This window comes from Aquimarina algiphila (genome assembly GCF_007489275.1).
GTDB classification, from domain to species: Bacteria; Bacteroidota; Bacteroidia; order Flavobacteriales; family Flavobacteriaceae; genus Aquimarina; species Aquimarina algiphila.
In genome coordinates this window covers 20,796-42,632 of sequence record NZ_VLNR01000059.1, presented here as the reverse complement: position 1 = coordinate 42,632, position 21,837 = coordinate 20,796, and the positions used below count along the sequence as shown (strand labels likewise).

The following is a 21,837-nucleotide window of genomic DNA, read 5'->3' as shown; positions in this document are numbered from 1 at the left end:
TTTCAACTTGGGCAACTATTGCCAATTTAAAGCCTAAATTGTAATCTCGTTGTGTACGCTTCTTCCTTGGTTGTTCTGAATGTTTCATAAATAAGTCAATTTTGTGTCAACTTATTTTAGGACAAGACATTATATCATATTCAAAAGCCTTTCCATTCGGAAAGGCTTTTTTTTGAATAAAAAAGTTGGCTGCAATAAAATTCACGTCAGTCAGAGATATCCAATAAAAATTTTATCCAGCATATAGATTTGACGTAATAAGCTTGCTATGGCCTATCAAAAAGAACTTTGAAAATCAAGGCAGCAGCGAGGGCTTGGGGATGAAAAACTGTTTGAGCGATAGCGAGTTTTTTTCATCCGTGGTTGGGGGTGGCGTAGAATTTTGTTAAGTTCTTTTTGTAAGCCTAGACTTTTTTATTTCTTTTTTTGGCGATGAAAAAAAGAAAAGATGCTCAATCAAAGTGAATTAGATGAAATTTTAATTCATTATATCACTTTGAAAAACAGTATTATATAAAATCCGTCAATGGTAGTGATTTTCGATAGAAAATTTTATATATACAGGCTCAGCAGAACTATCGAAGACAAGTGAATTTTTAATAGAAAGCCTAATTTTGACAGCTTCAATCAAGTTGAAGGAAGGCTAATTTTTCGTCTGTCGTGTCGAGTGGGTAGAGAGGTTGTTGTGAAAAATCATTCAATTTGACAACTTTCTCGTAAATTGGATCCTGAATCAAGTTCAGGATGACATACATACTATGATGAACTATGAACATTTGATATTTTTTATTTTACAAATAAATTAGCTAAACAGCATGATTTTTATCATGAACGTCTTTATTTTTGCACCAGTTCAACGTATTAATTTTTTTGAAATCAAATCATGAATTATATTCTTTTTGATGGTGCTTCACGCAATGCATTACTACCATTTACCTATACACGCCCTGTGGCCGAGATTCGAATTGGGATACTCACTATTCGAGAAAAATGGGAGAAATATTTAGGGTATACTACGTCTACAGTTACAGAAGAGTATCTAAACGAAAAATACCCTATGGTAGAGTTAGAAGAGAATATAATGATCAATGCCTCTTATCTTCCATCAGAAAACCTGGTAGTGGCTATACAAGGTTTACAGCCTAAACAGGCTATTTTTTATAACGAAGAACCCATTGCCTTTTACGTAGAAGAAGATCAAGAGGTCGATTTTGATGACTATGAGATTACTCATTATGATGCAGAGATTTTTACTGTACAGCATACCTGGGATATTTTTTCTAAGAATGAACAAGCGATCAAAGAAGATTTTAAATTATTAACGAAAGACAGAGAAAGTCAGCCTATTCCCAGCAGCAATAATGTCATTGCACCAGAACATATTTTTATTGAAGAAGGAGCAGTTGTAGAATTTGCAAGCCTTAACGCGAGTAAAGGTTCGATTTATATCGGAAAAGATGCAGAAATCATGGAGGGTAGTCTGATCAGAGGGCCTTTTGCACTTTGTGATCAAGCAGTGATTAAGATGGGAGCAAAGATTTATGGGGGTACAACCGTTGGTCCTTATTCTAAGGTTGGCGGAGAAGTAAATAATTCTGTGATCTTTGGTTGTTCTAATAAAGGGCATGATGGTTTTTTAGGAAACTCAGTGTTAGGGGAGTGGTGTAATCTAGGAGCAGATACTAATACATCTAATCTGAAGAATAATTATGCACCAGTAAGACTTTGGAGTTATGAGACAGAGAGTTTTGCGAAAACAGGATTACAGTTTTGTGGATTAATGATGGGAGATCATTCTAAATGTGGAATTAATACGATGTTTAATACTGGTACTGTGGTTGGAGTGAATGCTAATATTTTTGGAACTGGATTTCCTCGTAATTTTGTGCCGAGTTATAGTTGGGGAGGAAGTGGAGGCTTTACAACTTATCTCACTAAAAAAGCTTTTGAAGTAGCTAAAGTAGTGATGTCAAGGCGCAATATAGAATTTACCGAGCAGGATGAGAAAATTCTAGAACATATTTTTGAAGAAACAAAGATATGGCGAAAGAGTTATGAAAAATAGTTCTCATGTGTTTGTATAGTACAACAATTATCACGCTAAATAAGTAGATTTTGTAGAGATGGATGTTTACTATTGTGTCATCCCAGCGTAGGCTGGGATCCATTTTATGTCGTTGTTGTTTAATAGATTCCGTTCTTCAACGGAATGACAAATTAACTCATTTCTTTGTTCTGTAAATTGCTATCGAATTATCTTACTTCTTTTTCTCTTTCCAAACTCGTTTTAAGACCAGAAAATTTTGTGGATTTGTAGTCATGCCTTTCACATTTTTCTGTATAAAATGTGTGACTTGGTCATAATATAAAGGAACAATAGGAGCGTGGGCGATTATTATAGAGTCCATTTTTGCATAATGTTGCTCTCGTACTTTGGTGTCGGTGATCAAGAAACTTTCTTCATATAGTCTATCAAAGGTCTCATTTTTAAAGTGAGTATAGTTTGGACCATTTGGAGTATGGTTTTTGCTGTAATAAGGAGAAAGGAAATTTTCTGCATCAGGATAGTCTGCGATCCAACTTGCTCTAAATGTATCTAGTTTTCCTGCCCATTTCTTTTGACGTATTGTGGAAGAAGGCATAACATCTACTATAATGGTAAGCCCTATTTTTTGAAGCTCTCGTTGTATAAATTCACAAATACTTTGATAATTTGAGTCGGTCGCAATCCTGATAACGGGATCTGTATCTCCTGTTTGTTTGATGTAAGTCTCGACAAGTTTACGAGCTTTCTCTGGATTATATTCAAATCCTTTACTATTACTAAAACCAGGAATTCCTTTAGGAATAAAACCATTAATTGCGGGAGTTCCGATACCATTTTTCAGATACGTTATCATTTTTTTTCTATCAAAACCATAATTAATAGCTTTCCTGATCAATACAGATTGTACTTCCTGACTATCTCCATCTAGATAAAATCCTAGATATTCAGAATTTAGATAAGGGCCTTTAGAAATATGAATACGATCTTTGTAACGTTCTCTTAGCTTTCCTGTAGGGGTAAGTAGTTCGTCTTTGTAAGATGCATCAAGGCTGTTAAGAAAGTCAATATTCCCTTTTGCAAATTGAAGAAATTCACTTTGTTTTTCAGGTAAAAAAGTAATAGCTACAGCTTCGAGGTAGGGGAGTTGTTCTCCTTTCTCATCCTTTTCAAAATATAATTCGTTTTTACGAAGTACTAATTTTACATTCTCTTCCCATAATTTAAACTTAAATGGACCTGTACCTATTGGATTGGATCTAAATTGGTTGCCATAAAATTCTACAATTTCTTTTGGAACAACAGAACAATATCGCATGCTCATTAGTCCTAAAAAAGCAGGAAAAGGTTTCTTCAATTTAATTTCAAAAATAGTGTCATTGATAGCAGTGTATTTCTGCACATTTTTTAAAACCCAGTTTCCTGGAGATGCTACTTTGGGATCAATTAACCTGTTAAAACTATACACAAAATCCTTCGCGGTTACCACTCTGGTACTGTCTTTGGTTTTAAATTGCTCGTGCTTATGAAATTTTACATCATTTCTAAGGATAAAAGTGTAATTCAACATATTTTCTGAAATCTCCCATCTTTTAGCAATGTCAGGTTTGATATGAAGAGAGTCATCAAGCTGTACCAGACTATTAAATAATTGATTTGTAGACCAGATATTGGCAATGTCCCTGGCAAATGTAGGGTCTAATGAACTAACATTTTCATATTGATTATAGCGAAATACTAAATGATCTCTGTTTTCGTGAGAGGATTCCTTACAAGATAATAATACAAGTAAAGAGTAAAGTGTTGTTAAGTAGTGAATTATGGATTTGTTGTGTGCTATTTTCAATTTTAGTAAACGAATTATTGTTGGTATATTTGCACCCTAAAAAAATATCCTAGAACGACTCAATGTTTTTGAGTATAGTTAAGGGTAAATATAAAGAGATTTTCGCCTTTGCGGAAATGACACTTATATTTTATGAGAAAAAAAGTAGCTTTTTATACATTAGGTTGTAAACTGAATTTTTCTGAAACCTCCACGATCGCAAGAAATTTTGTTGATGAAGGTTTTGATCGTGTGGATTTTTCTGAAAATGCAGATATTTATGTTATTAATACATGTTCTGTTACAGAAAATGCAGATAAAAGATTCAAAACTATAGTAAAACAGGCTCAAAAAGTAAATCCAGATGCTTTTGTTGCCGCAGTGGGTTGTTATGCACAATTAAAACCTGAAGAACTTGTAGAGGTTGACGGAGTGGATTTGGTTTTAGGAGCTACAGAGAAATTTAAGATTACAGATTATATCAATGATCTTTCTAAAAATGAATTTGGAGAAGTGCATTCTTGTGAGATTGAAGAAGCAGATTTTTATGTGGGTAGTTATTCTATAGGAGATCGAACTCGTGCATTTTTAAAAGTACAAGATGGCTGTGATTATAAATGTACCTATTGTACAATACCTTTGGCAAGAGGGATTTCAAGAAGTGATACATTAGATAATGTATTAAAAAACGCTAAAGAAATTTCGGAAAAAGGAATCAAAGAAATTGTGCTTACCGGAGTTAATATTGGAGACTATGGTAAAGGAGAGTTTGGCAATAAAAAGCATGAGCATACATTTTATGAGTTGGTAACAGCTCTTGATCAGGTAGATGGTATAGAAAGATTGCGAATTTCATCTATAGAACCAAATTTACTTAAGAATGAAACTATTGATTTTGTTGCAAAATCAAGAACTTTCGTTCCGCATTTTCATATTCCTTTACAGTCAGGTAATGATGAGATCTTAAAATTGATGCGTAGAAGATATCTTACGAATCTGTATGTGGATAGAGTGATAAAAATTAAAGAAGTGATGCCTCATGCCTGTATTGGTGTTGATGTTATTGTTGGTTTCCCGGGAGAAACCGATGATCACTTTTTGGATACTTATAATTTCTTATCTCAATTAGATATATCATATCTACATGTATTTACATATTCTGAGAGAGATAATACGGTTGCAGCAAAATTAGATGATGCTGTTCCTCAAAATGTGCGTAAGAAGAGAAGTAAAATGTTACGAGGATTATCAGCTAAAAAAAGAAGAGCGTTTTACGAAAGCCAGTTGGGAACAGAAAGAACAGTTTTGTTTGAGTCAGAGAACAAAGAAGGATATATTCATGGGTTTACAGAGAATTATGTGAAGGTGAAAATGCCATGGAATCCATCATACGTTAACACCATGCACGATGTGCTACTGAAAGATATTGATGAAGACGGGATGGTGAGATTTGATTTTGTTTAAGAGTAACATTGTAAATATTTGAAAATAAAAAAAATCTGCTCTCAAGCAGATTTTTTTTATTTTTTGGACGAAATAGAGACTATATATTTATTCCTACTGGAAGTAAATCTTTGTATTTCCTTCGGTTTTTACGCATAAATTTAGCGATAATCGGACTTGTAGGTACTAATCTAATGTTGCGTTCCTGAATAACGTTAAATACAGCAACAATAAAATCTTCTCCATGTCCTTTTTCAAGGTGTTCCTCACTCATTACAAGTTTAGTTAGGAAAATTTTTCTTTCCTGTTGAGCGTACTCGATCTTTGCTTTTTGATCTTCAATTGTAGTTTCGAATTGTCTTAGAAATTCATTGTCAATGATTTCTAATTCAACAGCACTCATGTTCTCCATAGTTTTTTTTAATTATGAGATGTATAATCAAGCATATACCAAGGTCTTATGCCTTGCTATTAAAATATAATCTTTGAGGAAGTAAGTATTTTAGGATCTAAATGACAATGATTGACTATCAAAAAAAAGATTCAATTTTACTTTTCCTAACTAAGATTTGTTAGTTCAAAATTTACTTTTATAAAAATTTAACATAGTGTTTCCTTTTTTCTAACATGGGAAAACTATAATTTTGAGATGCAAAGATAAGAAAATTAGAGTTTTAAACTTAACCCTCACTGTTAAAATACCTATGTCGCAGGAAGTTAGCTATGTTTATTTCGTTCCGGGGTTGGCCGCGGATGTCTCTATTTTTGAATATATCAAGTTACCAGAAGATAAATTTGTAACTAAAATGCTTCCTTGGAAAATTCCTTTCAAAGAAGAATCGATCGAAGATTATGCAAAACGAATGTGTGATGATGTAGAGCATAAAAAATGTGTTTTAATTGGAGTTTCTTTTGGAGGTATTATTGTTCAGGAAATGAGTAAATATTTAGAGGTAGAAAAACTAATTATTGTTTCTAGTGTAAAGAATAAGTTTGAGTTACCAAAGCGAATGAAGCTTGCAAGAAAAACAAAAGTGTATAAGTTATTACCCACAAGCTTGGTTTCAAAAATTGATGATTGGGAAAAATTGGCTTTTGGTGATTTTGCAAAAAAAAGAGCGGCAATGTATCAAAAATATTTATCAGTAAGTGATAAAGAGTATTTGGATTGGGCTATTGAAAAAATGGTGTGTTGGGACCAGGAAGAAACTATAGAAGGATTAATTCATATTCATGGGGATAAAGATATTGTTTTTCCTATTACAAATATAGAAAACTGCATAACTGTAGATAAAGGAACTCATGTAATGATTGTGAATAGGGCAAGATGGTTTAATAAACATCTACCCGAAATTATCAATGATAACTTGCATTAGTCTAAGTTTTTATGTTATATTGTATAAATTAAAATTTTATTCCCCAATAAAATCTACTGAAGTAATGAAAACGATTAAGAAATTTTTAGTCCTTCTAGGTGTATTATTTACATTTGGAATTTTAGTTAACGCTACGCAAGAAGCACCCGAAAAGCCGGTTGCGCAGGAAGTCCTCGAAGAAAAGCTGGTAAATGATTACAATGTTTATGCTATCCCAATGCCAGATAATCTCAATTTCTCAGGTGAACTTGTGCCGATAGAGAATCCGGATATAAGAGAAAGAATGGATAGAGAGCTATTGGTCAATACCTACTGGCAATCTAATGGTTTGCTCCTTTTTAAAAGAGCAAATAAGTATTTTCCTATTATAGAACCTATACTTAAAGAACAAGGTGTCCCTGATGATTTTAAATATCTGGCAGTTATAGAAAGTAGTCTTACTCAAGCGGTATCTCCCGCTAAAGCGACTGGCTTTTGGCAAATATTGAAAGGAACAGCAAAAGAACATGGTCTAGAGGTAAATCAAAATATAGATGAACGCTATCATATAGAGAAATCTACACTTGTGGCTTGTAAATACTTGAAAAAAGCTAAAGAACGTTTTGGATCTTGGACACTAGCTGCAGCTGCTTACAATGCAGGTAGAGCTGGTATAAATAAACAATTGGTAAAGCAAAATGCTTCTTCATATTATGATTTGTTATTAGGCCAAGAAACTGGAAGATATGTTTTTAGAATTGTTGCAGTTAAAGAGATTTTAAGTAATCCAAAGCGATACGGCTTTAATTTTAGTAACGATGATTTGTATACACATATTCCTACATTTAATGTATTAGTGGACGAGCCAATTGCGGATTTTAATAAATTTGCTAAGCAGTATGATATAAATTATAAAATTTTAAAGCTTCATAATCCATGGCTTAGAGAAGCACATTTAAATAATACAACAGGTAAAGAATATTTAATTAAAATTCCAAGAGAGGGGTATTATAAAACTGGAGTAGGACAATAAAACTATTCGTGGATTTAATATTTTTGCCTAAGTTAGCTGCTTATTTAAAAAGGCAGTATGAATACTTCAGTACTTATTTCGCTAATCTTAATAGGATTACTTGCAGGTTTTTTTAGCGGCACTTTGGGTATAGGAGGGAGTGTAATTATGATTCCTCTTCTTATCTTATGGGTGAATTTTTCTCAGCATCAAGCTCAGGGAACCAGTTTAGCTGTGTTGGCAGTTCCTGTAACTTTACTTGCTGCATATAACTATTATCAGGAAGGATTTGTAAATTGGAAATATGCCGTAATTATTGCAGTTACATTTATCATAGGAGGATATTTGGGGAGTAAGCTTGCAATTTCTATAAATCAAGCATTGCTTAAAAAGATTTTTGGCGGAGTATTATTGCTAGTTGCTATAAAGATGATATTTGGTAAATAAGTATATATCTAATATGCTACAATAGGCATGAGCTTACCATTTTTCTTCATATATAGTATTTTCCATTCCCATATATAACTATCTTCAGTCCTTTTAAAACTTGTGTAATAAGGCTTGTTTTTATGAGTTATGGTTGCTAGTTTTTTAGAATTAGAAATATGAAACATTACCTCGTCTTTTAGGATGTTTATTGGGATGTATTCTTTTCCTTTTTGAATGGCTTTAAAAGAATCTTTAAGATCATTTTCTATGCTTTTAAAAGAAAACGATAAATGGCCCATAGCATTCATTGTTTTTGCATATTCTTGTATTTCAATTTTGTGAAGGTCAATATACTTTTTTGTTAATCCTTTTTTGATAATCCGATCTCTTTCTACTACAAGAGCTGTAAGTTTTTTGTAATCAGAAGCTTTAAAATCTTCGCCATCATCCCATATGTGAGAGGGAATGTCATTTGTTTCAAAAGTAAAGAAACCGGGTTCATTTTCTTTGAGTTCAATCTTTATGTCTTCATCAGAGAGTTGTCCATGTTCAAGAATTTCATTTTGGTAAACTCCTATTTCATATTTGTTTTTTTGAAAATTTCCAATAAGCTTTATTGTATTGGTACCATTTACTAAAAGTTCATTAATAGGACGTGATTTGGATTTGGAACCTGATAAAGTGTCTGCTGCAGGTCTATGAATAACAGGTATTCCATTTATAAATATACTACCATGAGATTGATAATTAAAATGAATAACAAAGTTATAATTTATCGCTTTGATTTTTTCTGCTTCTGTTTTGCTGTCATTTAACTCTATATCTTTATTTTCTAAGAGAGTTTCTTCTTTTTTTGAAGAAGTAGAAAAGTTTATCAAAATCAGAAACGATAAAATCTTTAATAAATTCATAGTATTGCTATTGGAAATTCAGATATAGGTAATGATCTCTTATTGTAATTTTTGAAGTTAGTTACATTGATTTTTTGTATCTAACTTTCATGGAGAGTTCGTAATAAGGTGATCGGATGGGTAAAGAAAAAGAATAGTGATTAACGATTATCCCTTTTTTTGCCATTTAGAGAATCCTTTTCTCTTTTGTATCGCTCATATTCTTCATCAATATCTCTTTCTTCATCAGTACGTTGATCTTCGTTTTCTTCTGCATTAGCTTCAGGAGAAATCTCTGAGTTTAAATCCAAATCCGCAATCAGAAGAGAAACACCTTTAGATAAGGAGTTAAAGTGAATATTGTAAGAGTTGCTTAAGGTTTCACTAGAGTGATGCGTAACAATTTTTCTGATATCAAGAATTTTTTTATTGTTATCCATAAAATACATCATAGGAAAACCCAATGCATGTTTTAATTTATTTATGATATATGAATCCTGATTGGTTTTTTCATCAATATGAACTAATTGTATATTCTCAGTATATTCTTTTGCTTTTTCTTTTAAGCTTTCTTTGTTGTCCCAGAACAGAACTACAAAATCAATTTGATCATGAAATTTATCTACTAAATCATTTAAAGCTGGAATTTCTCCAATTCCTGGAACGCACCAGGATGCATATGTTATTAAAAATACTGGTTTTTCATATTCTTCTAGTGATATGGGGTCACCTTTTAGTGGATAAACACTAAAATCATCCATATATGTGCCGCTTAAATGATTTGTAACCAAGGAGTCGAATAAAAATTGAGCACGTTCCAAATCCTGATCCTGATATGCAGCGTCGATTCTTTGATTATACTTTGTAATATGAGCTGAAATAGCAACTGAGAAAGGTATTTTTCTTTCTTCTTGCGCAAAAGAACTGCTAAAATATAAAGAGAGTATTCCTAATACTAAAAATTTCTTCATCATAAATAGATTACGGTAGCTAATGTAATATAAAGCCATTAAAAAAAACATTTTTAGGTGTAAAACTTATCCCTTACTCTGATTACAATTGTCTTAATGGCAATACAAAACTATCATTAAACGTAATTTTCTATACAATTAGTATGCCTAGATTTTCTTCATCTGTTGTTTCATCATTGTAATCTGATCTTTCAGCATATTATGTTTATCTAATTTTTTAGCCTCTGTTAATAGCATTTGTGCTTCTCTTTTACGACGTTTGGTCATTGCAATACCTGCTAGGTTTAGTTTGGCAACGGCTAAATCCTGATTCATAGATAATCCTAGCTTAATGGCCTTTTTTAAATATTTTTCTGCCTGCGTAATATTGGTTTGAGATAGCATAATACCAAGAAGGTAGTTGTAGTATCCTTGCTGCTTTGTTGTAAGCGCACTTTCAGGATTTTTAATTCTATCAAGCCATTTTCTAGCTCCATCAAAATCTTGTTTACGAAGCCTCAGAAAAGCAAGAAGAATTAATTCATTTTTAAAATATAAAAAAACGAAAATTGCAGATAGTAAAATAAGCATAATTCCATTACCTATATATCCTTCAATCATTTGCCAAACTGCCACACCAATAATGATTGCTGCGATTATTAATTTTATATTTTTGTTGTACATTGAAATGTTTAATTATTAAGTCCGCGCAAAGGTAATAAAAACAATTAAAAATAATTTGATAATTAGGTTTGTCAAAGTAAAAACTCTTCGTATATTTGCCCGCAGTTTTGGGGAGAGTAAAAAAAACCCGAAAAAATCAAATTTAGATATTTCAAGAAGATTTATAAAGATAGATAGCAATGAAAAGAACGTTTCAACCATCGAAGAGAAAGAGAAAAAACAAACACGGTTTCAGAGAGCGTATGGCTTCTGCAAATGGTAGAAAGGTATTGGCTCGTAGAAGAGCAAAAGGAAGAAAGAAGCTATCTGTTTCATCAGAATTAAGACACAAGCACTAATGTTGATGTGTGTTGAAAAATATTAAGGTGTTACTTTTATCGGTAACGCCTTTTTTTATATCTAATACATAAATTTTTAAGTAAAAACGTCAATACTTTTATTACATGCCTAAAAGAGAAAAACTAAAGAGTATACTAATTATAGGGTCAGGACCAATTGTGATTGGACAAGCGTGTGAATTTGACTATTCGGGAACTCAAGCATTGCGCTCGCTTAGAGAGGATGGAATTGAAACTATTTTGATCAATTCAAATCCGGCAACGATAATGACAGATCCTTCTATGGCTGATCATGTATATCTTAAACCACTAAACACAAAATCAATCATTCAAATTTTAAAGGAACATCCTCAGATCGATGCTGTATTGCCAACTATGGGAGGGCAAACTGCATTAAATTTATGTATAGAGGCTGACGAAAAAGGAATTTGGGATGATTTTGATGTAGAAATTATAGGTGTTGATATTGATGCTATTAATATCACAGAAGATAGAGAACAGTTTAGAGAGCTAATGCTGAAAATAGGAATTGGGATGGCTCCTCAAGCCACTGCAAATTCATATTTAAAAGGAAAAGAAATTGCTCAGGAATTTGGATTTCCATTAGTAATAAGAGCATCGTATACTTTGGGAGGTGCAGGAGCATCTTTTGTGTATAAAGAAGAAGATTTTGATGAATTACTAACCCGTGGACTTGAAGTTTCTCCTATTCATGAGGTGATGATTGATAAGGCACTAATTGGATGGAAAGAATATGAATTAGAGCTGTTGAGGGATAATAATGATAATGTTGTTATTATCTGTGCTATAGAGAATATGGATCCTATGGGGATTCATACAGGAGATTCTATTACTGTCGCTCCGGCTATGACGTTAAGTGATAAGACTTACCAACGTATGCGTGATATGGCAATTCATATGATGCGCAGTATTGGGGATTTTGCAGGAGGTTGCAATGTGCAATTTGCAGTGAGTCCAGATGAAAATGAAGATATTATAGCAATAGAAATTAATCCAAGGGTTTCTCGTTCTTCTGCTTTAGCGTCTAAAGCAACAGGATATCCAATTGCTAAAATAGCAGCAAAATTGGCGATAGGATATAATTTGGACGAATTAGACAACCAAATTACTAAATCTACATCTGCATTATTCGAACCTACATTAGATTATGTGATTGTTAAAATACCGAGATGGAATTTTGATAAATTCGAAGGAGCAGATCGCAGATTGGGGCTTCAGATGAAATCTGTAGGAGAGGTAATGGCTATAGGGAGATCATTTCAAGAAGCATTACACAAAGCAACTCAGTCTTTAGAAATAAAAAGGAATGGACTAGGGGCTGATGGAAAAGGATATAAAGATTATGATCAAATCATAGAGAAACTTAGTTATGCAAGTTGGGATAGAGTATTTGTAATCTATGATGCGATTCAAATGGGTATTCCTCTGAGTAGAATTTATGAAATAACCAAGATAGATATGTGGTTCCTTAAGCAATATGAGGAATTATATAATCTGGAAAAAGAAATTTCGACATATACTATCCAATCACTTACCAAAGATCTCATATTAGAAGCTAAGCAAAAAGGTTTTGCTGATAGACAGATTGCCCATATGGTTGGGTGTTATGAGAGTGAAGTGTATAATAAGAGAGATGAGTTAGGAATTAATAGAGTATATAAGTTAGTAGATACTTGTGCTGCGGAATTTAACGCGGAGACGCCGTACTTTTATTCTACATTCGAGGCCGAAGTAGAAACTCCTCAGGGAGAGGTTTATGTATCAAATGAAAGTGAAGTTACCGATAAGAAGAAAATAGTTGTTTTGGGTTCTGGACCTAATCGAATCGGGCAGGGAATTGAATTTGATTACTGTTGTGTACATGGGGTTTTAGCTGCTGCAGAATGCGGGTATGAAACTATCATGATTAATTGTAATCCAGAAACGGTTTCAACTGATTTTGATACTGCAGATAAGCTATATTTTGAACCAGTATTCTGGGAACATATTTATGATATCATAAGGCACGAAAAACCAGAAGGGGTTATTGTGCAATTAGGAGGACAAACAGCCTTAAAACTTGCCGAAAAACTAGATCGTTATGGAATCAAAATTATAGGTACTAGTTTTCAATCTCTTGATCTTGCAGAAGATAGGGGTAGTTTTTCTAAATTATTACAAGAAAACAATATTCCATATCCAGAATTTGATACAGCAGAGACTGCTGATGAAGCACTTGAGGTTGCAGATCGTCTCGATTTCCCTATTCTGGTAAGACCATCTTATGTCTTAGGAGGTCAGGGGATGAAAATTGTAATTAATAAGCAAGAATTAGAAGAGCATGTTGTAGATCTTTTGCGTAAAATACCAAATAATAAGCTACTTCTGGATCACTATCTTGATGGTGCTATCGAAGCTGAAGCTGATGCGATTTGTGATGGAGAGAATGTCTATATTATTGGTATTATGGAACATATAGAGCCTTGTGGAATTCATTCAGGAGATTCTAATGCAACGTTACCTCCATTTAATCTTGGTGAATTTGTAATGCAACAAATAAAAGATCACACATATAAAATTGCATTAGAATTAAATACGGTGGGACTAATCAATATTCAGTTTGCTATCAAGGATGATATGGTTTATATAATAGAAGCGAACCCAAGAGCTTCTAGAACGGTTCCATTTATAGCAAAAGCTTATGGGGAGCCTTATGTAAATTATGCTACCAAAGTGATGTTAGGAGAAAAGAAGGTGACAGATTTTGATTTTAAACCGCATCTCGAAGGGTATGCGATTAAACAGCCAGTGTTTTCTTTTAATAAATTCCCTAGCGTAAATAAAAAATTAGGACCAGAAATGAAAAGTACAGGAGAAAGTATTCTTTTTATTGATGATCTTAAAGATGATCAGTTTTACGACTTGTATTCTAGGCGTAAAATGTACTTAAGTAAGTAATATAAACATATTAGTAATAACAGAAATATTGAAAAACAGAATAGTGAAAGCTATTCTGTTTTTTTCTTATAAATATTAAAAAAATGAAGCATTATTTTCATTAGAACACTAAAAAAAGCAAAAGTATTGTGTCTACGTTTGGTTGGTTTTTGACTCTTTAAAAACAGAGTATCTGAAATTAATAATACACAATCAATTATGAAAATTAGTGCAATTGTCACTATGCTGTTAAGTGTAGTTTTGTTATCGTCATGTTCTTTTAAAAAACAAGAAATTGAGACTTCTGATCCCATAGATGCGAAAGTTGCAGCACTACTGTCAAGTATGACACTGGAAGAGAAAATTGGTCAAATGACTCAGATCACAGTTACTGCATTGGAGCAAGATGGTAAACCTGGTGTGTTAGATAAAAATAAGTTAAAGAAAGCTATTCATAAATATAAAATAGGGTCAATACTTAATGTCCCAAATCCTGGAGCTCCAAGCCCAGAAAGATGGAACGAAGTGCTGAATGAAATTTTAGAAGAAACAAATCAGACAGATAAAAAGATTCCAATTATTTATGGTATAGATGCTATTCATGGAGCCAGTTATACTGCTGGTGCGGTTTTGTTTCCGCAACAGATTGGCATGGCAGCAACATGGGATTCTGAATTGGTTAAGAAATGTACGGCTATTTCGGCTTATGAAACTAGGGCATCTTCAATCCCTTGGGTTTTTTCTCCAGATTTAGATTTACCAAGAAACCCCGCATGGTCTAGACTTTGGGAATCTTTTGGTGAGGATACATATTTGTCATCTCAGATGGGGGTAGCAATGGTAGAAGGTTTTCAGGGAGATGATATAGGTGAGTCGGATAAAGTTGCTGCTTGTATTAAGCATTATATAGGATATGGTAGTACGACAACAGGAAAAGATAGAACACCAAGTATAATCCCCGAAAGAATTCTTAGACAATATGATTTGCCAATATATGAGAAAAGTATAGAAGCAGATGCCAAAAGTATAATGATTAGTTCTGGCGAAATTAATGGAGTTCCTGTTCATGCAAGTAAGAAGATAATAAATGATCTTTTGAAAGAAGAACTTGGATTTAAAGGCTTTGTAGTTACTGATTGGCAAGATATTATTTACCTGCATACACGTCATAAAATTGCATCTACTATGCGAGAAGCAGTTAAAAAATCTGTCCTGGCAGGTATCGATATGAGTATGGTACCAGATAATTATACGTTTTTTGAAGATTTATTGTCTTTAGTAAATGATGGCGAGGTTCCTATGTCTAGAATTGATGATGCGGTAAGTAGAATTTTAAGAGTAAAATACGAATTGGATTTATTTAGAACACCAGTTACTGATCCAAAAGATTATCCTGATTTTGGTTCTTCATCTTCAATAGCGATGTCTTATATAGCTGCTTCTGAATCTATTACATTGTTAAAAAATACTGATAAAACGCTCCCTATATCAAAAGAAAGTAAAGTCTTGATTACAGGTCCTACAGCAAATAGTATGAAATACCTAAATGGAGGTTGGTCATATACATGGCAAGGAGAAAAAAGTGATCAATACGCAAAAGATAAATTTACAATTTTAGAGGCTTTCCAAAGTAAGATTGGGAAGCAAAATGTAGAATATGCTCCCGGGGTTTCAATTTTTGAGGAAATAGATATTGCTAAATCTGTTTCTTTAGCTAAAAATGTTGATTATATTGTTTTATGTTTAGGAGAGCATAATTATACAGAAACTCCTGGTGATATCAATGATTTGTTAATTACAGAACCTCAGGTTAAATTAGCAAAAGCACTTATGGATCTAAATAAACCAATTATATTGGTTTTAAACGAAGGGAGACCAAGAATTATAAGTCAATTTGAAAAAGGCATGGATGCTGTGTTGCAATGTTACTTACCTGGAAATGAAGGATCCAGGGCATTAGTAGATATCGTTTACGGAGATGTAAATCCAAGTGGTAAACTTCCATACAATTATCCAAGGTATGCTAATTCATTGCAAAAGTATAATAGAAAGTATACAGAGAGTTTAGGTGATGAAGAGCAGAATGATGATGCAGATTATCAAAAAAGTTATTCTCCGCAATATGAGTTTGGACATGGATTGTCTTATACTACTTTTGGATATAAAAATTTAAATTTTGATAAAGTGTTTATCAAAAAAGGAGATGCTATTAATGTGACAGTAGAGGTCCAAAATACGGGTACACGAACGGGTAAAGAAGTAGTGCAATTATATATTAAAGATTTATATGCGAGTATTACACCAGAGGTGAAAACACTTAAAAGGTTTAAAAAAATAGAACTTCAACCGGGAGAAAATAAAAAAGTTTCTTTTACTATTGATACAGACGACTTAAAGTTTGTAAATGAGGATAATAAGTGGGTTGTTGAGTATGGTGAATTTGAGATAATAATAGGAAATCTTAACAAAAAATTTGCATTAGAAAAAGAGTTATAAGTGTTTTTGGTTATATTTATAACCAATATTAATGTTAATTTAATATAAAACACACAATTTTAGAACATCTTTTTTAAGAATTCATAAATATGCAAATTACCTCACATGCAATCTATTAGATCTATTGATTCAATATTATGGACAAAGGTCAAATTGGGAGATTTGAACGCTTTTAATGAGCTATATGACAAATATATAGATTCACTATATGCGTTTGGTATTCAATATACAAATGATACAGGTTACGTTAAGGATTGCATTCACGATCTTTTTTTGGATATTTATAAATATCGAAAGAAACTTTCTGATGTTGATAATGTTAAATATTATCTTTTTACTTCCCTTAAAAGAAAAATTAATAAAAAATTTAAATCTAAACTAAAGTTATTTTCTGCAGATGATAAAAAAGATGAAATTGTTTCTTCATCAAAATCTGCAGAAGAATCGATTATTCAGTCTGAAAACTCCCTAGAAATTAGTGCTAAACTCTCTGTAGCAATGACTTCGCTTTCTAGTAAGCAAAGAAAGGGGCTGTCATTAAAATTTGATGAAAAGAAATCTTATGAAGAAATTGCTGCCATTTTAGGGATTTCGATAGAATCGGTTAGAACTTTAATCTACAGAGCAGTAAAAAAACTACGAAATGAAATAGAAATCGAATAAAATTAAAAAAAAAGTGTTTTTTTTTGTCTATGTTTTTGATTTCACTGCTTTTATATAATAGTAAGGCAATACACGTAACACTTGGTGTATAAAAACCTTACCATAAATATGGTATAATCATATGTTAAAAAGAAGAGTACAAAATATTGTAATGGATAGTAAACTCCCCAAAAAATGTTAACCAAAGAAGAAAAGGACCTTTTAAAATCCAGGATAGGTACATCTATTCTAGAATATCGCAATAAGAGGAGAAAGAGAAGACTTGGCTATATTGTCAGTACGGCAGCAGCTATTGCTATTTTAGTGATTTCGATTAATTATACTAGTGGTTTTTATAATAATTCTTCAAAAATTAAGGATTATGTACATACTACAGATTTAGATATTCATAATAATGGAGATGTAAAATTAGTTTTAAACGAAAAAGAAGAGATAAAAATTACCGAAAGTTCATCAAGTATTACATATTCTAGTACTGGTGATGAGTTAGATATTAATAGTTCAAAAAAAGTTGCTCAGTCATCAAAAAATACATTTAATACTATTATTGTTCCTTATGGTAAAAGGACAAAAATTACACTTTCTGAGGGGACAAAAGTTTGGCTTAATTCAGGGTCAAAGTTAACATATCCAGTAACATTTAATGGAGATAAAAGAGAAGTCCATCTTATAGGAGAAGCAATTTTTGATGTAAGGCACAATGCAGAACAACCATTTTATGTTGTAACTAATGACTATGATATTAAGGTTTTAGGTACCGTTTTTAATGTAAGTAGTTATGAAGATGATTCGTATACTAGTACAGCACTAGAGAGAGGTAGTGTAGAAATTAAATATCAGGGAAATTCTATTTTCGGGAAATCTAGAATTAAAATAAAACCAGGAACTCTAGCTGTGTATAACAGTAAAGTAAAAGGCATGAAAACCAGTAAAGTAGATGTTGCAAAATATATGGCATGGCGTGACGGTAAATTCATATTTAAGAAACAGAGAATGGATTTAATTATCAAGAAGCTTTCTCGATATTATAATGTAAATATTTCAATTGAAAGTGAAGAGCTTAAAAGTCAAACTTTTTCTGGACATCTTGATTTGAAAGAAAGTATAGAAAAAGTAATCGAAGTTATTAAACAATCTACAGATTTAAAATATAAGATAGAAAATGGAAAATTTGTAATTAATTAAAACAATCAACTATATGATATAAAAACATCACACAACCTTTTATAATAAAAAAGTCAGAAAATGCGGCAACATTTTCTGACCTAAATCAAAATATTGCGATATCGCAATACTTAATACGTAAAAAACAAAATTATGAATAAAAAAGCTAACGGGCTTTCTTTTTTATCCAAAAAGAAGAAAATCAATTTTTTATTGACTATTATGAGAGTTTTTATTTTATTCCTGTTCTTCGGATTAACTAGCGTTTATGCTAACAACTCTTATTCACAAACTAAACTCAATATCAATCTTAAAAATGCAACTTTTGAAGAATTGTTTGATCAAATTCATTCTCAAAGTGAATTTATATTCTTTTATAAAGATGATATTATAAAAACAAACAATACAATTACCCTTAGTCTTAAGGAATCTACCATAAATGAGATTCTAAATAGAGCATTTGTAAAAACAGATCTTACTTATAAAATATTGGATAGACAAATAGTAATATCCAAACAAAAAAAAGAAGCAATTACGAAAACGTTTTCAGACGTAGAAGTACCAGTTCAGGATGCTGTTACAGGTAAAGTTACCACAGCAGATGGAGGTCCACTTCCAGGAGCGAGTGTTATTGTAAAAGGAACCAATAGAGGAACTCAAACAGATTTTGATGGGAACTATCAGTTAGAAGTTGCTAGTGGAGAAACGATAGTATTTTCTTATGTAGGGTTTACTACAAAAGAAGTGGTATATTCTGGTCAAACCCCTATAGAAGTAGTTTTGGCTGAAGATGCGAGTGAGCTAAGTGAAGTTGTTGTTACTGGTTATACAAGACAGAATACCAGAAATATTACAGGGTCGGTTACAGTTGTACAATCCGAAGCAATAGCAGCAACGACTCCTACTAGTTTAGAACAAGCTTTACAGGGTCAGGCAGCTGGTGTAACTGTTGGTGTTGAAGGAGGACCTGGTGGGAATTCTGCAGTACGTATTAGAGGGTATGGAACAATTAATGGAAATGATCCATTATATGTAATTGACGGAGTACAAACTGGTCAAGGTCTTAGTGACCTTAACCCTGATGATATTGCATCCATACAAATACTTAAAGATGCTGCCGCAGCATCTATTTATGGAATTGGAGCTGCTAATGGGGTAATTGTAATAACAACAAAAAGTGGTAAAAAGAACAATAAGGTAACTTTTAGTTATAGTGGTTTAACTGGAGTCGATTTTATACCAGAATCCGTATTTCCTGAATTTGCAACACCACAACAGATAGCAGATGCTTATTGGCAAGCTTTGGCAAATGATGGGCAAGCACTTTCTCATCCTCAATATGGTTCAGGAACTAGCCCTGTATTACCAGATTATATTTTACCAGCAGGGGTTTCAGGAACTGTAGATGAAAGTACCTATAGTTTTCCGGATAATAGAATTACAAGAGCAAATAAAGGTGGAACAGACTGGTTTGGTGCATTTTTTGATCCTGCTTTTGTACAACAACATAATATTTCTGCAAGAGGAGGAGGAGAAAATTCTAAATTATATGTAGGTCTGGGAGTACTAGATCAAGAAGGAGTTGGTATTGCAACTAGCTTTGAACGTTATAATTTAAGAGTAAATTCAGAATTTAACATTACCGATAGATTTAGATTAGGAGAATCTGTAAATGTTTCATATTCAGAAAGAATTGGATTTATTGATCCAGTAGGAAGTTCAAGTAATCAGAATAATGAGGGGCAAATTGCTGCACTTTATAGAAGTAATCCTCTTATCCCAGTTACCGATATTGCTGGTAACTTTGCTGGTACAGCTACCATAGGTGGTGTAGGTAATGCTTCAAATGCAATAGGTGCAGCTCGAAGAAATGCTAATAATCCTACAGAAACGATTAGAGCGTTAGGATCTATTTATGCAGAATTTGATATTATGGACGGGTTATTGATTAAGTCTACATTTACAGCAGATATGATTAGCTCTGAATTTTCATTTTTCAGACCAGTAGATGTTGAGAATTCTGCAGCTAGACAAGTAAATTTGTTAAGGGAAACTTCTACTAGTCAGATTAATACAAACTGGTATAATATCTTGCAATATACGAAGACCTTAGGAGATGTACATAGTATTGATGCTTTTGTAGGAACAGAATTTAAAAAGAATAGATTTGAACAATTCTTTGGTCAAATCACAAATTTCCTTGAAGATACTCCTGATTTTACATTCTTAAGTGCTGGTACGGGCGCTCAAACTGTAGGAAGTGGGCAGAATAAATCATCTAGTTTTTCTGTTTTTGGAAAAGTAGATTATGCATATGATGATAAGTATTTGGTAAGTGCAACACTTAGACAGGATAATTCTTCTCTATTTGAAGCTGGTAATCAAGATGCTATTTTTCCAGCCATTAGTTTAGGATGGAGAGTATCTGGAGAAAGTTTTCTTGAAGATTCTTCAATAGTAAGTAATTTATTACTTAAGTTGAGTTGGGGAGAGTTAGGAAATAATTCTATTCCTGCATTTAGAGGAGTAACTTCCTTTGCTTCTAATTTAGATTTTTATGATTATAATGGACAGACAGGCTTTTTCTTAGCTAATATAGGAGACCCAGGTTTAACATGGGAAACAACGACTACCACTAATTTTGGTATTTCAGCGTCTTTATTTAATAGCGCCTTAGATATAGATTTAGATGTTTATAATGCAGTGACTAAAGATATGCTACTTGCTGTACCAACAGATCCAACAGTATTTGGAAATACGATCGGTTCGATATTCAAGAATTTTGGAGAAATGACTAACACTGGTTTTGACTTAGGAATTTCATACTCAAATAATTCGACAGCTGCTTTTTCATACTCGGTTGGAGTAAATATATCTCACTATAAAAATGAAGTGGATTTCTTGGATGAAAATAATTTAGACCAAGTAATAGCGAACCCAAATTTAGGTTCTCAAACAGGTTTCGAAACTACGAATACTGTAGCAGGAGAACCTATTTCTTCATTTGTTGGTTTCACTTGGGAAGGCATTGATCCTGCTACAGGAAGGGCTATTATCACAGGAGATTCTAGAGATATCATAGGTAGCCCTCATCCGGATTTTACATATGGGATCACTTTTGACGCAGAATATAAGAATTTTGATTTGTCTTTACTTTTTCAAGGTTCTCAAGGGAATGATATTTATAACCTAACTAAATTCTGGACAGATTTTTCAAATTTTGAAGGAGCTAGAAGCTTAGATTATATACAAAATTCTTGGACCCCAACAAATACAGGGGGCTCATTACCGGCTTACACACTTAGTGCGAATGAAGCGGTAGGATCTTCTTACTATATTGAAGACGGTTCTTATGTTAGACTCAAAAACATCTCGGTTGGATATACACTTGGAGAAAATATCAGTTCGAAATTAAAAGCAGATAAAATAAGAATCTTTTTACAGGGTAAAAACCTATTAACGTTTACGAGTTACGATGGTTTGGATCCTGAGATCAATTTATCAAACTATACCAATCAACAACAAGCAAACTTAGAAATAGGCGTTGATAGAGGAGCATATCCGGTTTCAAGGTCAGTAAACCTAGGATTGAACGTTTCATTTTAAA

At 32.6% G+C, this 21,837-nt stretch carries 16 protein-coding genes; 11 read left to right on the top strand and 5 right to left on the bottom strand.

Annotated elements, in window-relative coordinates; translation table 11 throughout:
- Positions 1–883 precede the first annotated feature (883 nt).
- Positions 884–2,065: a GlmU family protein gene (locus FOF46_RS22580; protein ID WP_143918017.1), complete on the top strand. Its 1,182-nt coding sequence runs from the start codon at positions 884–886 to the stop codon at positions 2,063–2,065.
- Between the two features lie 193 nt (positions 2,066–2,258).
- Here FOF46_RS22580 and FOF46_RS22575 read toward each other — a convergent pair whose 3' ends face one another.
- On the bottom strand, positions 2,259–3,884 hold the full coding sequence (locus tag FOF46_RS22575; RefSeq protein ID WP_143918018.1) for an ABC transporter substrate-binding protein: 1,626 nt from the start codon (positions 3,882–3,884) through the stop codon (positions 2,259–2,261).
- Positions 3,885–4,022: 138 nt separating this feature from the next.
- Here FOF46_RS22575 and mtaB point away from each other — a divergent pair, with 138 nt between their 5' ends.
- Positions 4,023–5,333, top strand: a complete 1,311-nt coding sequence (gene mtaB, locus FOF46_RS22570) for a tRNA (N(6)-L-threonylcarbamoyladenosine(37)-C(2))-methylthiotransferase MtaB (protein WP_143918016.1) — start codon at positions 4,023–4,025, stop codon at positions 5,331–5,333.
- 79 nt (positions 5,334–5,412) lie between these two features.
- Here mtaB and FOF46_RS22565 read toward each other — a convergent pair whose 3' ends face one another.
- Entirely contained in the window at positions 5,413–5,715 is a 303-nt protein-coding gene (locus tag FOF46_RS22565; RefSeq protein ID WP_143918015.1) for an N-acetyltransferase, read from the bottom strand.
- A gap of 301 nt (positions 5,716–6,016) precedes the next feature.
- On the opposite strand from FOF46_RS22565, the gene FOF46_RS22560 reads away from it, so the two are divergent.
- The 3 genes from FOF46_RS22560 to FOF46_RS22550 all read left to right on the top strand — a co-directional run bounded on the left by FOF46_RS22560 (position 6,017) and on the right by FOF46_RS22550 (position 8,126).
- A complete protein-coding gene (locus FOF46_RS22560) occupies positions 6,017–6,688 on the top strand; it encodes an alpha/beta fold hydrolase (RefSeq protein ID WP_143918014.1) in 672 nt (223 codons plus the stop codon).
- Between the two features lie 64 nt (positions 6,689–6,752).
- Positions 6,753–7,700 carry a lytic transglycosylase domain-containing protein gene (locus tag FOF46_RS22555; protein WP_143918013.1) on the top strand — a complete coding sequence of 316 codons (948 nt, stop codon included), beginning with the start codon at positions 6,753–6,755 and terminating at the stop codon, positions 7,698–7,700.
- A 57-nt stretch (positions 7,701–7,757) separates the two neighbouring features.
- Positions 7,758–8,126, top strand: a complete 369-nt coding sequence (locus tag FOF46_RS22550; protein ID WP_109436898.1) for a sulfite exporter TauE/SafE family protein — start codon at positions 7,758–7,760, stop codon at positions 8,124–8,126.
- Positions 8,127–8,134: 8 nt separating this feature from the next.
- On the opposite strand, the gene FOF46_RS22545 is transcribed toward FOF46_RS22550, so the two are convergent.
- The 3 genes from FOF46_RS22545 to FOF46_RS22535 form a co-directional block, all read right to left on the bottom strand.
- On the bottom strand, positions 8,135–9,019 hold the full coding sequence (locus tag FOF46_RS22545; RefSeq protein ID WP_143918012.1) for a hypothetical protein: 885 nt from the start codon (positions 9,017–9,019) through the stop codon (positions 8,135–8,137).
- 140 nt (positions 9,020–9,159) lie between these two features.
- Positions 9,160–9,969 carry a TlpA family protein disulfide reductase gene (locus FOF46_RS22540; RefSeq protein ID WP_160114215.1) on the bottom strand — a complete coding sequence of 270 codons (810 nt, stop codon included), beginning with the start codon at positions 9,967–9,969 and terminating at the stop codon, positions 9,160–9,162.
- 147 nt (positions 9,970–10,116) lie between these two features.
- Positions 10,117–10,632, bottom strand: coding sequence for a hypothetical protein (locus FOF46_RS22535; protein ID WP_109436895.1), 516 nt, complete (start codon positions 10,630–10,632; stop codon positions 10,117–10,119).
- A gap of 179 nt (positions 10,633–10,811) precedes the next feature.
- Between FOF46_RS22535 and rpmH the strand changes: the two genes are divergently transcribed.
- The 6 genes from rpmH (at position 10,812) to FOF46_RS22505 (ending at position 21,836) form a co-directional block, all read left to right on the top strand.
- Entirely contained in the window at positions 10,812–10,970 is a 159-nt protein-coding gene (rpmH, locus tag FOF46_RS22530; protein ID WP_081414554.1) for a 50S ribosomal protein L34, read from the top strand.
- 105 nt (positions 10,971–11,075) lie between these two features.
- A complete protein-coding gene (gene carB, locus FOF46_RS22525; protein ID WP_143918011.1) occupies positions 11,076–13,928 on the top strand; it encodes a carbamoyl-phosphate synthase large subunit in 2,853 nt (950 codons plus the stop codon).
- A 198-nt stretch (positions 13,929–14,126) separates the two neighbouring features.
- Entirely contained in the window at positions 14,127–16,403 is a 2,277-nt protein-coding gene (locus tag FOF46_RS22520; RefSeq protein WP_143918010.1) for a glycoside hydrolase family 3 N-terminal domain-containing protein, read from the top strand.
- A gap of 105 nt (positions 16,404–16,508) precedes the next feature.
- Entirely contained in the window at positions 16,509–17,066 is a 558-nt protein-coding gene (locus FOF46_RS22515) for an RNA polymerase sigma factor (RefSeq protein WP_109436892.1), read from the top strand.
- 174 nt (positions 17,067–17,240) lie between these two features.
- Entirely contained in the window at positions 17,241–18,251 is a 1,011-nt protein-coding gene (locus FOF46_RS22510; RefSeq protein WP_143918009.1) for a FecR family protein, read from the top strand.
- A gap of 132 nt (positions 18,252–18,383) precedes the next feature.
- Positions 18,384–21,836: a TonB-dependent receptor gene (locus FOF46_RS22505; protein WP_143918008.1), complete on the top strand. Its 3,453-nt coding sequence runs from the start codon at positions 18,384–18,386 to the stop codon at positions 21,834–21,836.
- Position 21,837: the final 1 nt, after the last annotated feature.

Coding starts and splice junctions, on each gene's coding strand:
- FOF46_RS22550 (WP_109436898.1), top strand. CDS start 7,758: ATGAATACTTCAGTACTTATTTCGCTAATCTTAATAGGATTACTTGCA.
- FOF46_RS22540 (WP_160114215.1), bottom strand. CDS start 9,969: ATGAAGAAATTTTTAGTATTAGGAATACTCTCTTTATATTTTAGCAGT.
- FOF46_RS22560 (WP_143918014.1), top strand. CDS start 6,017: ATGTCGCAGGAAGTTAGCTATGTTTATTTCGTTCCGGGGTTGGCCGCG.
- FOF46_RS22555 (WP_143918013.1), top strand. CDS start 6,753: ATGAAAACGATTAAGAAATTTTTAGTCCTTCTAGGTGTATTATTTACA.
- FOF46_RS22520 (WP_143918010.1), top strand. CDS start 14,127: ATGAAAATTAGTGCAATTGTCACTATGCTGTTAAGTGTAGTTTTGTTA.
- carB (WP_143918011.1), top strand. CDS start 11,076: ATGCCTAAAAGAGAAAAACTAAAGAGTATACTAATTATAGGGTCAGGA.
- FOF46_RS22510 (WP_143918009.1), top strand. CDS start 17,241: ATGTTAACCAAAGAAGAAAAGGACCTTTTAAAATCCAGGATAGGTACA.
- FOF46_RS22505 (WP_143918008.1), top strand. CDS start 18,384: ATGAATAAAAAAGCTAACGGGCTTTCTTTTTTATCCAAAAAGAAGAAA.
- FOF46_RS22545 (WP_143918012.1), bottom strand. CDS start 9,019: ATGAATTTATTAAAGATTTTATCGTTTCTGATTTTGATAAACTTTTCT.
- FOF46_RS22580 (WP_143918017.1), top strand. CDS start 884: ATGAATTATATTCTTTTTGATGGTGCTTCACGCAATGCATTACTACCA.
- FOF46_RS22565 (WP_143918015.1), bottom strand. CDS start 5,715: ATGAGTGCTGTTGAATTAGAAATCATTGACAATGAATTTCTAAGACAA.
- FOF46_RS22535 (WP_109436895.1), bottom strand. CDS start 10,632: ATGTACAACAAAAATATAAAATTAATAATCGCAGCAATCATTATTGGT.
- FOF46_RS22515 (WP_109436892.1), top strand. CDS start 16,509: ATGCAATCTATTAGATCTATTGATTCAATATTATGGACAAAGGTCAAA.
- mtaB (WP_143918016.1), top strand. CDS start 4,023: ATGAGAAAAAAAGTAGCTTTTTATACATTAGGTTGTAAACTGAATTTT.
- rpmH (WP_081414554.1), top strand. CDS start 10,812: ATGAAAAGAACGTTTCAACCATCGAAGAGAAAGAGAAAAAACAAACAC.